Consider the following 14302-nt stretch of genomic DNA (forward strand, 5'->3'; position numbering starts at 1 on the left):
CAGCATCCGACATCGAGACCGCACTCTCTCTTGATCCCAACGAAGAAAGCCCCGTCGTCATGAGCACTCCGACCGAACCCGTGATCACCTCGTACGCGAACGCGCCCGCGAAGACCATCACCACCGGCGGCGACACGTTCGCCTACCGGGAGCTTGGACCCGAGGGCGGCATTCCGGTGGTGTTCTTCACCCACCTTGCTGCGACCCTGGACAACTGGGACCCACGGCTCGTCGACCCGATCGCCAAGCAGCGCCACGTGATCACCTTCGATCAGCTCGGAGTCGGCGCCTCCAGTGGCGCCGTCCCAGCCACCCTCGAACAGGCAGCGGACGACGCCTATGCGTTCATCACCGCCCTCGGCTACGACAAGATCGACGTCTTCTCCTTCTCCATGGGAGGCATGATCGCGCAGGATCTGACTGTCAAGCATCCATCCCTGGTCCGCAAACTCGTTCTCACCGGGACCGGCCCGCGCGGCGGCAAGGACATGGACAAGGTCGTCGGGGCCACCTACTACGACATCCTTCGCGCCGCCCTCACCCGGTCCGATCCGAAGGAGTTCCTGTTCTTCAACCGAGACGTCCCCGGCAAGAAGGCCGGCAAGGCGTTCGTGGAACGGCTCAAGGAGCGCACGGTTGACCGCGACAAGAAGATCAACAACAAGGCGTTCGGCACCCAGTTGAAGGCGATCCAGCGGTTCGGGCGCTCACAGCCGTCGGATCTGTCCGTGATCATGCAGCCGACCCTCATCGCCAACGGTGACCACGACCGCATGGTGCCATCGGTGCTGTCGACTGATCTGCGGAACCGGATCGCGAACAGTGAGCTGATCATCTACCCCAACTCCGGTCACGGCGGCATCTTCCAGTACTGGGAGGAGTTCGCCCCTGTCGCGGTGAAGTTCCTCACTGACTGAGCCCACCTCGGAAGGGCGGCAGTGCCGCCCTTCCGTCTCAGGCGAAGGGCGGCAGCTCTGGGTAGAGCGCTTCGATGGGGCCTGCAAGAGCTGCCTTCACCTTCGCGGTCTGCTCGTCACCGATCACCTCGACAGCTCCAGCCTGCAACGCGTCGAACACCTGCCGGACGAGATCGCCGGGTTGCAGCTTCTGCCCCTGCGCCTGCGCCGCCATGGCGGTGTCGACATAGCTCATGTGCACCCCGATGACGTGCACGCCTCGTGGTGCGAGTTCGAGGCGCAAGGCGTTCGTGGCGGCCCAGAGAGCGGCTTTCGCGGCACTGTACGCGCCGCCATATCCAAGCCAGCTGCCGATGGAGTGCACGTCGATCAGGATCGGGTGCGCTGCCTTCAGCAGCGCTGGGGTGAATGCGCGGGCGAGCAGGACCGGGGCGAAGAAGTTGATCTCCATTGTGGTCCGCAGTTCGGACTCGGCAATGTCGATCAAGCTGGCCGTCGAGGGGCTGGCACCGGCGTTGTTGACCAGGACCGTGACGTCGGTGGCGGAATCAGCCGCAGCCTGAATGGAGGTCGGGTCGGTGACATCGAGTTGCAGTGCGACGATGCGCTCATCATCCCAGGCGCGCGGGGTGCGCGCGGTGGCGTACACCTTCGCCGCACCCCGGGCCAGGGCTTCGGCGACGAAGTGGGTGCCGATGCCACCGTTCGCGCCCGTCACGAGGACGACGGCGCCGTTGAGTGAGGTCATGGAGGCTGCTTTCAATAGTGCGCAGGGTCAGCTGCGGGTGAGCGCGGGGTGGTCGGTGTAGCCGTGGGCGCCGCCGGAGTAGATCGTTCCGGGGTCACCCGCTTCGATTGCGGACGGGATGATCGGCTGACGGTGATGCGGGGTGTTTTCCAGGTGCGACGTGCATTCGACGTGCATCAGCTGGGTGAACAGGTGCCCGGCACCGCAGTGCACCCGTTCGGTCACGCGGCGCCACCCTGCGATGCGCTCCGGCGTGAAGATACCGGGGGTGTCGAGATACCCCTGCCCATCTGTAGAGGGTTGTGTTCCCTCGGTGATGAGCAGCTCGAGCGAGGCGCGCTGGCTGTAGTACTCGGCGGCTAGGACACCCGGGGTCCCATCGGTATTTGCGCGGCTTCTCGTCATCAGGGTGCGAGCGAGCCAGTGCACCAGCTCGATGCGGCCGAGAGTGAAGAGGTGTCAGGGGCGGAGGGTGCGGGCATAAGCGGACTCATCTCGAGGGGTCGACGACGACGGGGAGGGGTCTCCTCGGTGCCTGTGGGAAAGTAGGGCGGTAGGATCTCTTCCCATGCCACTTACTGACTCTGCTCAGCACTGAGCGTAGTCGTCTTCTACTCCCGGAGGGTCGCTCGTGACTGTGCCATCGACAGGAGCCGGCCGGCGCGAACGCAACAAGCAGGACAAGCTCGCTCGCATCACCGCGGCCGCGTCGGCTTTGTTTGCCGAGCGCGGCGTCGATGAGGTGACGACGCAGCAGATCGCTGATGCGGCGGACATCGGCACCGGCACGCTCTTCCTTTACGCGAAGACGAAGGGCGAACTGTTGCTGATGGTGCAGAACCACCACTACAAGGCCGCGCTCGAGCGCGGCACGCGACTCGCCGCGGAATCAGACACCGCGCTCGATGCGGTGATGGCAATCACCGCACCCATTATCGAGTGCAACCGTGCCCAGTTCGATAATGGACGGACGTACCTTCGCGAAATGGCATTTGGGGATCACACGGAAGAGAACCACGCCGCGGCGCTCGCAATCGTCGGTGACACGGAGATTGCGGTCAGCAGCCAGCTCAAGCGGTTTGCTGTCACCCCCGAGGCGGAAGCAATGAATCTTGCCCGCGTGGTGTCGGCGGTTCTGTTTCTGACGATGGCTACTTCGCCGAAGACGCAAACGGTGTCCGAGATAATGGCCGCAACTGAGCAGCAGCTTCGGGCCGCGATACGCCCGCGAAGATAGCGACCCTCCAATGTCGCCGAACTGACGTTGGTCGACCACGATCACAATCTTCTGGTGCGGGCGGTGGTCAAGATTAGTTGCCCACAGTGGAATGACTGCTCGTCGCGTCGGCATGGCTGGTGCCACTGTGAGGTTTCCGTGCGAGATCCGCTGCTGCCTCGTTCTTGACGTAGCCGAGGTATGACATCGCCGCCAGAACTCGATGCCGGGTGACCGGTCGCACGTGCCCAGTTTTGTTGATCACTCGCGATACGGTTTGGTGGGAGACCGATGCCAGGGCGGCGACGTCATAGATGGTCGGAGCTTTTGGCGGCTGATCCTGCTCGGACAGCCAGCGCGGTCGTCGGCTACTCATCTCCGGGCTCAACATCCATGATCGGCTTGTCCTCTCCGAGAAGCGCGAAGCTGAGTTCTCTCCGCTGTTGGGCCAGCAAGCAACGGATCCATGGACCACCGCTCGCTGTATTTCGAGAGCTGAAAGGTCAGGGCTTCGCTTGATGGTGTCCAGGCGACTATTTTGGCGCTCGGATGCTCGTGGTGGAGTCAGTGCTTCGACGACCGACCGAGATGGGGATGATGGCCAGCGCGCCAAGAATCCCGACGATTCCACCGACGATGTACACCGCGGTGTAATCGCCGGTCGCGAGTGCGATGATCCCTCCCGCGACGAGCGGCCCGACGGCCTGCGGCACCTGGTTCGCCAGTTGGATAATGCTCATGAACCGGCCGTTTTCGTTCTCCTCGCGTGGCAGAACGTCCTGCTGAATCGCTTGATCGACTGCGCCGTAGACACCGACGGCGAGCGTGCTGAGCGCGCTGCCTAGGAGGAACTGTCCCTCGCTCTGAGTGAAGGCGACCACGACCATTCCGGCGGCCAGAATGAACGCACTTGCGATCAAGAATGGCTTTCGGCTGTGGAATCGGTCCGAGAGGTACCCGCTGGCGATGGCGCCGACGATCGCCGTGACGATGCCGATGAGACCCGACGTTGCAAGGATCGGGGCGGCCTCCGCGAGCGTGATGTCGAGACGCTGCCCGAGGAGGTAGACGCCGTAAGTCGTGGAGAAGGATAGTGCGAGGAAGACCAGAGCTCGGCTGATCCATACCCAGCCGACGTTGGGGAACTTCCGTGGGTTGAAGTAGAACCCGCGCGCGATGGACTTGATGTCGACGGGCTTGCGCTCGCTCACCGATCGCTTGTCCTTCATCAGGCCCGCGAAGATCAAAACGAAGATGAGCGCGAACGCCGCCGGAGCCGCGAACATGATCACGGGGATCTTCACGAACGCACCAGCGAACAGGATTCCGACGATCGGGCCGATCTGCGTAACTGAACCGGTGAGGCCAGAGACCTTCCCTCGCTGTTCCTCGGGGATGAGGTCGCTCTGGTGCGTCAGGAGCATTGCGCCGGCAGTCGAGTATCCGACGTAGGCGATGGACCATCCGACGATGAGGAGCGGGATGGACGGTGCGAACCCGACGATGAGCGATCCGAGCAAGCCCACGATTACCCCGCCGATGATCCAGGGGCGCCGGCGGCCGAAGCGGGATCGAGTGCGATCGCTGAGGAGCCCGGCGAGCGGGGTGGTGAAGAGGACGATGATGCCCGGGATCGCGATGGCGAGTGCGATCGCGCCGTTTTTGCCGACCGGGTCGATCTGCTGTACCCGAATGGAGAGGGAGTAGCCGATCGGGGTCACCCACGCGACGTACAGCGCGAGTGTTGCCACGACCAGGCCAATGATGTAGCGCGCGCTGATCTTCTTCAGGGGGTCGGCGCCGTGGCGGACCGCGTCGCCAACTCCCTCCGCAGCGATTTCGAGTCCGCTCGGAATTCCGAGTGGGACCTCGTTTGGCTTTGCTGAGGAGTGCGGCGCGGTGCCGTCGGGTGAGGACATATCAGAACTCCGTTGTTGTGATGAGTGACGCAGGCGGTCTAGTAACGCGCGTTACCGAAGTATCGCCAGTGCAGGGTCTAAAAGCAAGAGGTGGTACTGATCTGGCGTAACGCGCGGTACTAGCGGCCGTGCACCCGCTGCTGAGGTGGCGGTCACGCTTGCCGAAGGTGAGAAGACGTCGCTTGGCATGACGTCTTCGTTCCGCTCCTAGTGACCGTGTCGGAGATCACACGTCGTGGATCGACAGGGCGGCGACGAGGTCCCGTTCCATCGCCGATGAGTTCGGGTGCTGCTGCGCGAGGGTGCGCACCGGCGCATCGCCGAGGCGGCTACCCGCGGCTTCGACCGGCACACCCGGGAAGTACGAGCGGAGGACGTCGAGAACGGCGGCCCAGACGGCGTCGTCCTTCATGGTCTCTTTGACGCTGGAGTCGAGTGTCAGCTCTGCCTTCTCGCCGAACCCTGCCGGCGCCGCGTATCGCCATGAGTGCCGACCAGGAGCGACATCGACGGCGAGCTGTTCTGGATGCAGCGGGGGGATGACGGTGGCGGTGGCTCCATCGGGTACGACAACCTCCAGTACGAGGTCACCGTCGTCGACGTACCAGTGGCTTTCCACCCGCCCGAGCACCGTGTCGTGTTTGGCGTGGGCGGATGTGAGTCCTCCACCCGGCTGCGGGGCCACCGTGAATGTCCGCCAGCCCGGCGCAGTTCGGGTGAGACCGCCGACGACACGGTGAAGCCAGTCGGCGACGGCCCCGAGGGCGTAATGGTTGAGCGACGTCATGCCAGTGGCGTTGACCGTACCGTCGGCGAGCACAGCGTCCCAGCGTTCCCAGACCGTGGTCGCACCCATGAGGACGGGGTAGAGGAAGGAGGGACTCTTCGTCTGCATCAGCAGGTCGTACGCGACGTCGACGTGTCCGGTGCTGCTGAGCGCGTCGGTGACGAGCGGGGTGCCGGCGAATCCCGTGGCGATCGTGGCGCCCGACTCACTGATGATCGCTGCGAGCCGATCTCCAGCGACGCGCTGCTGGTCGTCGTCAAGCAGTCCGAACATGATGGGAAGGGCGTATCCGGTTGCCGATTCGCTCACCACGCGGCCGACGGGGGTCACGAAGTGACGCCGGAAGGCCGTCCGCACACGTGTGTGTAATTCGTCGAAGTGCTGAGCGTCTGCATGCTCACCGAGAACTGCCGCAGTTTGCGCCATCTCCTTCGTCGTCTTGGCGAGGTACGCCTGGGCGACGAGGTACGGGTCCGTCTTTCCGCCGGCGGGGTTGTCGGACGGAGCGTCGGGGTCGAGCCAGTCACCGAACTGGAATCCGTGGCCCCAGAGCCCGTCGTCGTCGAGTACTGATTCGACTTCGTCGACGAAGGCCGTCATCGATTCGTAACTGCGTCGGAGGATCTCCGACTCCCCATACTCCTGGTACAGGGCCCACGGCAGGCTGACCGCCACGTCACTCCACAGCGCGGTAGCGGTTGACGGTGTCGGGAGGACGTCCGGGATGCTCCACGGGACGGTCCCGGTCTCCTGTTGTTCAACCGCGAGGTCCTTCAGCCAGGAGCCGAGCACCTCGCGGACGTCGTAGAGGAACGTGGCGGTGGGCGTGAATGCGTTCAGATCGCCCGTCCATCCGAGTCGTTCGTCACGCTGCGGGCAGTCCGTCGGTACGCCGACGAAGTTGTCGCGCATCGACCAGACGGTGTTCTCGTGCAGCTTCGTGATGCGGGGGTCTGATGCCTCGAACCAGCCGGTGCGAGTCATGTCCGTGTGCACCACAATGGCGCGCAGATCAGCGACTGTGGGTACCCCGGGCCATCCTGTTACCTCGACGTATCGGAAACCGTGGAAGGTGAAACGTGGCTCCCACGTCTCCGCTGTGCCGCCCCGGAGGATGTACTCGTCGGTCGCGGCCGCGCTGCGAAGGGTCTCGGTTTCAAGGGAGCCGTCTGGCTTCAGCAGTTCGGCGTGACGGAGCGTGACGGTGTCGCCGCTTTGCCCGTTCACCGTCAGTCGCACCCAGCCGGAGATGTTCTGCCCGAAGTCGACGATCCACTGCCCAGCGGACTGCTCGGTCACGGAAACCGGCTCTAGTTCCTCCATGCGCCGGATAGGGGGTGCACCGCCTTCGACGAGCGTCTTGGTGTCCCAGTCGAAGGCTCGCGCGGCGCACCAGTTCGCAGCGTCGAACGCCGCTGTCGACCATCCGATCGGTTCACTGCGCGCGTCGTAGCGTTCGCCAGCGTAGATCCCGCTCGAGTGCACCGCTCCGGTGCTCACGAGGACTTGCTCGTCGCTTCCGATGACGTCGATGTGATCGTCGTACTCGAGTTCGAGGCGCGCCCAGAAGGCAGGCCGGTCCGCGTAGTTGTGTCGCCGGTTCTCCCAGGTGAGAGCACCGACCGCCCACCCTTCACCGACGATCGCGCCGAACGCGTTCTCGCCGTTCGTGAGGAGACCGGTGATGTCGTGGCGTCTTGCGACGAGTCGGTGCCGATACGACGTCCATCCTGGGAAGAGCACTTCATCACCGACGCGGTGTCCGTTGACGTACGTCTCAGCGATGCCCAGCGCAGACACCGTGAGCGTCGCGTGGCGGAGTCCTTCGGCGACCGTGAAGTCACGCCGGAAGTACGGTGCCGGGTCGCCTTCGACGCTTGCAGTGTCGGCGCTGACGAAGACGGGTTCGGTGGACTGTGTCATGGCGTTCCTTCTAGGTTCGCAGAGGAGGAGAACGGTTCCGGCGGACGGTCAGTGCACGGTGAGTTCGACGATTGCGGATGCACAACCGGGTGCAGTGACCGTCACGGTGATGACGCCTGCAGCGGTCGGTCGGACGATTGCGAGGGCGGTTCCGTCGAAGGTGCACCGAGTTGTCTCGGCGAAGAGCGACACCGGTGCCGGATCCCCACTGCCGAACGACTGAAGGGTCCCTGCGCCCTCAACGAGGACAGTCACCTCGCGATCCATCAGCGGTCGAACGACGCCCGCGGTGTCGGTGAGTGAGATGTCGATGTATGCAAGGTCGGTCGTGCCGTTGGTGATCTCCGTCCGGTCCGCCGAAACGGAGAGGATCGTCTCATCGGCGGCGGAGCGGAGCGACGTTCGACCGGTCTCGACACCGCCGGTGTACGCCACTGCGGTCAGTTCACCGGGCTGCCACACCGTCTCGATCGTTGCCCGGAACGCCAACTCGGCTCCGACGGCGGCGCGACCGATGATGTCGCCGTCCAGCAGCAGCTCGACCTCGTCGGCGTCGCTGTAGACCTCGACGGTTACGGGAAGGCCGTCGTAGCCGTCCCAAGCCCAGCTCGACACACTGTCGCTCCACGACCAAGGGGTTCCGAGCACCGTCTGACCGTGACGCGAGGGCCGCTGCACGGCAACGTACGGCTCCCGGCGAAGGCCGAACACGATCTCTCGGTAGTACGAAACGGGACGACGGCGTCCGATGATGTCGAGGTCGCCGCTGGCGGCGGCGAGCCAGGGCCAAGCCTTCGCTGCGGCAGGACCGGCTGCCTCGTCGTGATAGCTCACGCCGCCGAGGCCCGCTTCGCCGAGGTAGTCCCACCCCACCCACGTGAAGTCGCCGATGACGTGGTCCAGCCGCTTGACGAGGTCCCAGTTCCGGGCGATGTGCGAGGGGAACGTCTCGCTTCCGACGATGACGCGGTGCGGGAAGAGCTCGTGGTCGAGTTCGTACCGCCCGTCGCCGTAGTTCATGCCGGCGACGTCGAGCACGGAGAACGATTCTTCGGTCCGCGCGGTCACGGGCGGCGAGGCCGAGATCTGGTTCATCATGTCGCCGACCTGGCTCATCATCGCATTCACGCCGCCGGCTTGCGGCTCTGCGGATGCCAGCGCCTCCCGCTGCTGCGCCATACCGGCGGTGACCAGGTCGAGGACTGACACGAATCCGTTGATGCCGTTCGTGACGAACCGGTTGGGGTCGAGCGAGCGGAGCTTCTCGGCGAGACGCCTGCTCCAGATGCCGCCACTGATGGAACCCGTTTCTGGGATTTCGTTGCCGATGGAGTACATGATGACGCTCGGGTGGTTGACGTCCTTGGCGACCATTGACTCGACGTCTCGCTCCCACCACTGGGTGAAGTCGGACGCGTAGTCGAAGTCGGACTTGCTCGAGGTCCAGACATCGAACGTCTCGTCCATGACCAGCATGCCCAGCCGGTCGCACGCTTCGAGTAGCGCCGAACTCATGGGATTGTGCGCACTTCGGATCGCGTTGAACCCTGCGTCTTTGAGCAGCTCGATTCGGCGCTCCTCCGCGCGGACGATCGCGGCAGCACCCAGGGGGCCGTTGTCGTGGTGGATGCATGCTCCGCGGAGCAGGACAGCTCGTCCGTTGATCCGAAGTCCGCGTACGGCGTCGAGCTGCAGAGTGCGGATGCCGAAGGTCACCTGTTCGCGGTCGACCTCGTCGTCACCGTCGGTCAGGACGACGGTCGCGCCGTACAGCGTCGGCGAGTCCACGTCCCACAGCGATGGGTTCGTCACAGGCAGTCGGAGTCGGACGGTGGAGCGCTCGCCAGGAAGGAGACTGACCGGAGCGCTGCTCGTGACGAGGGAAGCGGACGATTCGGCCTGGGTCACCTGCGTGATGTTGGTCGTGAGACGGAGAGTGCGGGTCGTTGTGCCGCCGTTCTCGACCTCCGCAGCAACCTCGACGACCGCCCTGTCCACATCGACGTCCGGGGTGGTGACCTGCACGCCGTCGACTGCGATCCGCGCGGCACTCTTCACGATGAGACGAACGTCGCGGTAGATTCCGGCTCCGGTGTACCAACGGCTGTCCTGGTGAGTGCGGCAGTCGACCTTGATCGTGTTCGTTGTCCCGGCCTCGAGCCACGGGTCGATCCGCACCACGAATCGGGAGTATCCGAACGCGTGTTGGCCGGCGAGTGCACCGTTGACGTAGACCATCGCATCTCGGTGGACACCGTCGAATTCGAGCGCCCAGAGCTGACCACCGAAGTCCGCTGGAACTGAGACCTCGGTGCGGTACTCCCATGCTCCACCCGGGAAGTAGCCAGGCGCGGCGCCGTTCCGGAGATCAGGCGTTCGCGCCGTGGTGATCTGTGCATCGTGCGGCAACGTCACGTCTTCCCAGTCGCCGCCCGCGCCGCCGAGTTCGGCAAACGCGCTGACCTTCGGACGGTAAGACCAACCCTGGTTGAGCAGCTGCACGGTCATCAAGGTCTCCACAACGTCATCGTCTGCGCAGGTATCGCGCGTTACCTAGCCAATCAGCTCGGGTATTGCGTGTCAACCGCCGAGACGGTTCCCCCGCATGCCGATCACTGGGGGCCACTGATCCAGGACGGACGCGGCCGAGCACCCTCGCCGACGACCCGCCAAGCCCGAGGCTCCGGTTCGTTGCGTCGCACCGAAGCACTCGCGGACAACGCGGTGCCGATCGGCCTCCTTTTGCACCGGCTGGGAACCTCAACAGCATCCCGCTCGAACCAGATGGCGCGGTTGACGTGGACACGCGACCGCTCTAGCGTCAGTTACGCGCGTTACCAACGAAGGGATGGACACGTGTCCGAGTCGAATAAGCCACTCACTGGCCACACAATGATCGGAGCGTGGCTTGAGCACCCCGCCGGGGGTGCGGTGCTTCGCCAGTTCGGTGAACAGCTCGGCATGCAGGAATCGGCCCTTCGCCTACTCCGCCGTGTGCCACTCGAGACCTTGATCGCTGGGATGGGGGACCGAGGTGACGGAGTGCTCGATACTTTGACTCGGGAGGCGAACGGGCGAGAAGTGTCTCCGGAAGAAGAAGCCGAAAGTGCGGGCTGGGTGGAGCGCATCTCCGCCGGTCGGTTCGACGGCCGCACCGTCATCGTCACGGGCGCCGCTTCGGGTATCGGCCGTGCCGTCGCGGTGCGTATCGCCCGCGAGGGCGGAACCGTTGTCGCTGTGGACATCGCCGAATCGCGCCTCGCCGACCTGGTGGCAGCGTTCCCGTCCGTGCGGCCCGTCGCAGCGGACATCACCGCCGATGACGGCGTCGCGCGGATCGTTGAGGCTGCCGGAGCCCGTATCGATGGGCTCGCGAACGTCGCGGGCCTCCTCGACGATTTCAGTCCCCTTCACGAGACGGACGACGCGATGCTTCGTCGCGTGTTCGAAGTGAACGTGTTTGGTCTGGTACGACTGTCTCGAGCGGTCATTCCTGCGATGATCGCCGCTGGCCGCGGATCAATCGTGAACGTAGCGTCCGAGGCTGCCCTGCGCGGCTCCTCTGCGGGGTTGGCGTACACCGCGTCGAAGAGCGCCGTCCTCGGCGTCACGCGCTCGTCTGCGTTCATGTACGAGCCGAACGGGATCCGCGTGAACGCCGTCGCTCCTGGCGGTACCCTCACCGGCATGCGTCCGACAGCGACGAACACCTTCGGTCAAGAGCGATTGAACAGTCACACCGCCGACGTCCCGATCGCCGTTCCGGAGGCGCTTGCAGCATCCATCACGTTCCTGCTGAGCGACGACGGCGTCAACGTCTCGGGCGCCCTTCTGCCGTCTGACGGTGGTGAGTCCGTCTTCTGACGCATGCGGTGAGCGTCGGATCGTTCTCCTCGGGTCAGGTAGTACCACGCACGACGACCCGAAGCGGGTTCTCGGCCGGCTTCGGGTCGGTCGTTGTGAGCCCGAGTCCTTGGATGACTCGGTTGATACTTGACCGCGCCGCGCTCTCCAGATCGACGTGCACGGTCGACAGGGGCGGGATGGTCACTGCTGAGAGCGGGGTGTCGTCCATTCCGATCAGCGCGACGTCCTCGGGGATGCGGTACCCGCGTCGCGTTCCCGCGGCGAGCAGAGCAGTTGCGACGTCGTCGTTGTAGCAGGCAATCGCGACACCAGGCGCGGCAAGCGAATCAAGGGCGGCGTCTGCGGAGTCAGCGTTGATCTCGACACTCACGTTCAACGGGTCCGGGAGGCCGGCGGCACGGCAGGCGTCTCGCACTCCTGCCTCCCGGGCCTGACCGAAGGGGTCGTCACGCGCATCGTGAAGATGAGCGAACGCAAGGCGTTGGTGACCCTTCTCGATGAGGTGCTCAGCCTGCAAGCAGCCGATACTCCTGTTGACGTCGTCATCTGCGGCGCGCGGTCCCGGGTCGACGGCGAGGACCCCGTTCCGTTCGAGTAGCTCTCGCTCGAAGCTGTCGAAGAGCGTGAATGAGATCACGGCACGTGGATGCAGACCGCGGACCATCCGATTGAGTGACTCGGCCGATGCGGTCGGGAATCGCAGCAGGAGCGTCAGGCCACGATCGGCAAGCTCGTCGGTCGCTCGCTCGAACAGGTCCTGCAGGTTGCCGTGGAATGTCGTGTTGGGGATGAGGGCGATGACGATGTCGCTGGAACCAGTCGCGAGGGCCCGTGCCGCGACCGACGGCTGGTACCCGAGGTCGAGAGCGATCCGTTCGACCCGTTCGCGCGTCGCGGGTGAGAAACGTGCACCGCGACCGTTCAGGATTTGGCTGACGGTCGCTCGCGAGACACCAGCGGTACGCGCCACGTCTTCGCTCCTGGTCACCATGCGGTCTCCTCCCGGCCGTGCCCAGCATAATGGGGCGGTGACGCGCGATACGCGACCGACGAAGATCGTCTAACTGCTGGTGGATCCGACGAGTGCTGGATGGAGCACGGTCCTCATTTCCGTCTCACGCCAGCGTCGAAGCAACGAGTGGAACCGCACGGGACCGGGACTGTAGCTCCCGCCGCCGCGGCGGCGAGTCCCCTCGCCGTTGTAGTACCCAGGCGTGCACTCGGCGAGGAACGCCGCATTGTTCGTCTCGACGGCGCTGATTGTCTCGGCCCAAGCATCTTGCGCCTCTTGAGTCGGTTCGACGAAGCGGGCGCCCTCGCTTCTCGCTCGTCCGAGGATGGCGGCGATGTGGGTTGCCTGCTCCTGGAGGACGTGGACGAAGTTCACTGAGTTGGCGTTCTGCAGCGACCCGAGGTGGAAGAGGTTGGGGAAACGATGCGACATGAAGCCGTGGAGCGTCTTCGGCCCCTCCGCCCACGCCTGGAGGAGCTGGTCCCCGCCGCGACCGAGTACCGGTAGCGTCCCGGAGACGACTCCGGAGACGCCGGTCTCGAATCCGGTGGCGAAGATGACGCAATCGACTTCGTACTCGTTGTCGCCGACGACGACCGTGTGCTCCGTCATGGCGGTGATGCCGCCGCTGTCGGCCGTGTCGATCAGAGTCACGTTCTGCCGGTTGAAGGTCTGCAGGTACGTGTCGCTGAAAGTGGGTCGCTTGCACATGTACCGGTACCAGGGCTTCAGCTTTGCGGCGGTGCCGGCGTCGTCGACGATCGCGTCGACGCGGGCGCGGATCCGGTCCATCTTCTGCGCGTCTGCAACCTCGATGAGGAGGCCTCGGTCTGGTGCATCGACCGTCTCGTCACTCTGACCGGTGAGCATCGTCCGTTGTAGGGCAGCGGTGGAGGTCCACCCGTCCTGGACGAGGTCGACGTCTGTCTCCTCGCCGGACACGACCGCGAGGAAGTTCTCCATTCGTTCTTCCTGCCAGCCGGGCGGCAGCGACTGGGTCCAGCCAGGCGGCAGGTCTCGGTTGTCCCGGACATCGACGCTGGACGGGGTGCGCTGGAACACGAAGAGGTGCTCAGCGGAGCGAGCGACCTGAGGAATGACCTGGATCCCGGTGGCGCCGGTGCCGACGACCGCGACCCGCTTGTCACGCAGCCCTCCGAGGTCGCCGTCCTGCGTGCCCCCCGTGTAGCCGTAGTCCCAGCGGCTCGTGTGGAAGGTGTGACCGCGGAACGTCTCGATGCCAGGGATCGCGGGGAGCTTCGGCTGCGAGAGTGTCCCAGACGAGACGACGACGTACCGTGCACGGAAGCTGTCACCACGATCGGTTGCGACCTGCCACTCGGCGTCGTCCTCGTGCCATCGCAGTTCCGTCACGCGGGTGTGGAACAGGACGTCGTCGTACAGGTCGAACTTCCGGGCGATGGCCATCGCGTGCTTTCGGATCTCCTCACCCGGCGCGTAGCGCCTGGAGGGGATGGTGCCGACGTCCTCGAGCAGTGGCATGTAGATCGACGACTCGATGTCGCAGTGGACGCCGGGATATCGGTTCCAGTACCAGGTGCCACCGAAGTCGCCGCCCTCCTCGGACATGCGAACGGACGTGAAGCCGGCCTGCCGCAACTTCGACGCGGTGAGCAACCCACCGAACCCGCCTCCGACGACGAGCACTTGGACTGCACCGTGTTCCACGGTCCGTTCCTTGCGCGGCGTGTAGGGATCGGTCTCCCAGTATCCGAAGGACCCGCGGGTTCGTCGGTACTGCCGGAGCCCATCTGGCCGGATGCGACGGTCGCGCTCCTGCGCGTACCGCGCGCGGAGCGCAGGCATGTCGTTGGCGGTGGGGTCGGTCATGTTCCTCCAGAACGGGACGATCGGTGACGATGCGTGACCGCCTCGGTCGACGGCCGGTTGGT

The 14302-nt window shown here is 64.9% G+C and carries 11 protein-coding genes; 3 read left to right on the plus strand and 8 right to left on the minus strand.

Going from position 1 to position 14302, the window contains the following annotated elements; all coding sequences use genetic code 11:
- Positions 1-59 precede the first annotated feature (59 nt).
- Positions 60-917, plus strand: coding sequence for an alpha/beta fold hydrolase (locus tag EDF42_RS07405; RefSeq protein WP_123293779.1), 858 nt, complete (start codon positions 60-62; stop codon positions 915-917).
- A gap of 37 nt (positions 918-954) precedes the next feature.
- Here EDF42_RS07405 and EDF42_RS07410 read toward each other — a convergent pair whose 3' ends face one another.
- On the minus strand, positions 955-1665 hold the full coding sequence (locus tag EDF42_RS07410; RefSeq protein ID WP_123340205.1) for an SDR family oxidoreductase: 711 nt from the start codon (positions 1663-1665) through the stop codon (positions 955-957).
- Positions 1666-1692: 27 nt separating this feature from the next.
- The gene (locus tag EDF42_RS07415; RefSeq protein WP_260235232.1) at positions 1693-2094 is read right to left on the minus strand and encodes a hypothetical protein; all 402 of its coding nucleotides are present in this window, start codon (positions 2092-2094) and stop codon (positions 1693-1695) included.
- 202 nt (positions 2095-2296) lie between these two features.
- Between EDF42_RS07415 and EDF42_RS07420 the strand changes: the two genes are divergently transcribed.
- Positions 2297-2902, plus strand: coding sequence for a TetR/AcrR family transcriptional regulator (locus EDF42_RS07420; RefSeq protein ID WP_123293777.1), 606 nt, complete (start codon positions 2297-2299; stop codon positions 2900-2902).
- 73 nt (positions 2903-2975) lie between these two features.
- Here the strand turns inward: EDF42_RS07420 and EDF42_RS07425 are convergent, their stop codons facing one another.
- The 4 genes from EDF42_RS07425 to EDF42_RS07440 all read right to left on the minus strand — a co-directional run bounded on the left by EDF42_RS07425 (position 2976) and on the right by EDF42_RS07440 (position 10018).
- Positions 2976-3272: a LacI family DNA-binding transcriptional regulator gene (locus EDF42_RS07425; RefSeq protein ID WP_311316779.1), complete on the minus strand. Its 297-nt coding sequence runs from the start codon at positions 3270-3272 to the stop codon at positions 2976-2978.
- Between the two features lie 142 nt (positions 3273-3414).
- Positions 3415-4800: an MFS transporter gene (locus tag EDF42_RS07430; protein ID WP_123340203.1), complete on the minus strand. Its 1386-nt coding sequence runs from the start codon at positions 4798-4800 to the stop codon at positions 3415-3417.
- Between the two features lie 226 nt (positions 4801-5026).
- On the minus strand, positions 5027-7510 hold the full coding sequence (locus EDF42_RS07435; RefSeq protein ID WP_123671915.1) for an alpha-L-rhamnosidase: 2484 nt from the start codon (positions 7508-7510) through the stop codon (positions 5027-5029).
- Between the two features lie 48 nt (positions 7511-7558).
- Entirely contained in the window at positions 7559-10018 is a 2460-nt protein-coding gene (locus EDF42_RS07440; protein WP_123672185.1) for a glycoside hydrolase family 2 TIM barrel-domain containing protein, read from the minus strand.
- Positions 10019-10591: 573 nt separating this feature from the next.
- Here EDF42_RS07440 and EDF42_RS07445 point away from each other — a divergent pair.
- Positions 10592-11374 carry an SDR family oxidoreductase gene (locus tag EDF42_RS07445; RefSeq protein ID WP_311316780.1) on the plus strand — a complete coding sequence of 261 codons (783 nt, stop codon included), beginning with the start codon at positions 10592-10594 and terminating at the stop codon, positions 11372-11374.
- 34 nt (positions 11375-11408) lie between these two features.
- Here the strand turns inward: EDF42_RS07445 and EDF42_RS07450 are convergent, their stop codons facing one another.
- Positions 11409-12368 (minus strand): LacI family DNA-binding transcriptional regulator, encoded by a 960-nt coding sequence (locus EDF42_RS07450; protein ID WP_123340200.1) that lies wholly within the window; start codon positions 12366-12368, stop codon positions 11409-11411.
- 69 nt (positions 12369-12437) lie between these two features.
- Positions 12438-14240 (minus strand): NAD(P)/FAD-dependent oxidoreductase, encoded by a 1803-nt coding sequence (locus EDF42_RS07455; protein ID WP_123671916.1) that lies wholly within the window; start codon positions 14238-14240, stop codon positions 12438-12440.
- Between the last annotated feature and the right edge of the window lie 62 nt (positions 14241-14302).

Origin of the sequence: Curtobacterium sp. PhB172, assembly GCF_003752545.1 — a bacterium.
Taxonomy (GTDB): domain Bacteria; phylum Actinomycetota; class Actinomycetes; order Actinomycetales; family Microbacteriaceae; genus Curtobacterium.

Bases quoted from the DNA above. Each gene is read 5' to 3' on its own strand.
- EDF42_RS07405 (WP_123293779.1), top strand. From the start codon at position 60: ATGAGCACTCCGACCGAACCCGTGATCACCTCGTACGCGAACGCGCCC.
- EDF42_RS07410 (WP_123340205.1), bottom strand. From the start codon at position 1,665: ATGACCTCACTCAACGGCGCCGTCGTCCTCGTGACGGGCGCGAACGGT.
- EDF42_RS07425 (WP_311316779.1), bottom strand. From the start codon at position 3,272: ATGTTGAGCCCGGAGATGAGTAGCCGACGACCGCGCTGGCTGTCCGAG.
- EDF42_RS07430 (WP_123340203.1), bottom strand. From the start codon at position 4,800: ATGTCCTCACCCGACGGCACCGCGCCGCACTCCTCAGCAAAGCCAAAC.
- EDF42_RS07435 (WP_123671915.1), bottom strand. From the start codon at position 7,510: ATGACACAGTCCACCGAACCCGTCTTCGTCAGCGCCGACACTGCAAGC.
- EDF42_RS07440 (WP_123672185.1), bottom strand. From the start codon at position 10,018: ATGACCGTGCAGCTGCTCAACCAGGGTTGGTCTTACCGTCCGAAGGTC.
- EDF42_RS07450 (WP_123340200.1), bottom strand. From the start codon at position 12,368: ATGGTGACCAGGAGCGAAGACGTGGCGCGTACCGCTGGTGTCTCGCGA.
- EDF42_RS07455 (WP_123671916.1), bottom strand. From the start codon at position 14,240: ATGACCGACCCCACCGCCAACGACATGCCTGCGCTCCGCGCGCGGTAC.